We start from the raw sequence: 383 nt of genomic DNA, 5'->3' as shown, positions 1-383 counted from the left end.
CCGAGATCCAGGGCCGCGTTGCCCAGATCAAGCAGCAGATCGAGGAGACCACCTCGGACTACGACAAGGAGAAGCTGCAGGAACGTCTCGCCAAGCTGGCGGGCGGCGTTGCGGTGATCCGCGTCGGCGGTGCGACCGAGATCGAAGTCAAGGAAAAGAAGGACCGCGTCGATGACGCCCTCAACGCGACCCGCGCGGCCGTCGAAGAAGGCATCGTTCCCGGCGGCGGCGTCGCCCTGCTGCGCGCTTCGCTGAACATCAAGGCCACCGGCGCCAATTCCGACCAGACCGCCGGCATCAACATCGTGCGTCGCGCGCTGCAGGCTCCGGCCCGCCAGATCGCGGCCAACGCCGGTGCGGAAGCCTCGATCGTTGCCGGCAAG

Annotated in this window: 1 protein-coding gene; it reads left to right on the top strand. The window is 67.6% G+C overall.

The features are described from left to right. The coding region (locus tag C9427_RS33630; RefSeq protein ID WP_280954170.1) for a TCP-1/cpn60 chaperonin family protein at positions 1-383 on the top strand (383 nt) is incomplete at both ends.

Source organism: Mesorhizobium helmanticense (genome assembly GCF_003034915.1).
GTDB lineage: Bacteria > Pseudomonadota > Alphaproteobacteria > Rhizobiales > Rhizobiaceae > Mesorhizobium > Mesorhizobium helmanticense.
The sequence above is the reverse complement of the archived record's forward strand: the minus strand, read 5'-3'. Positions and strand labels throughout refer to the sequence as shown.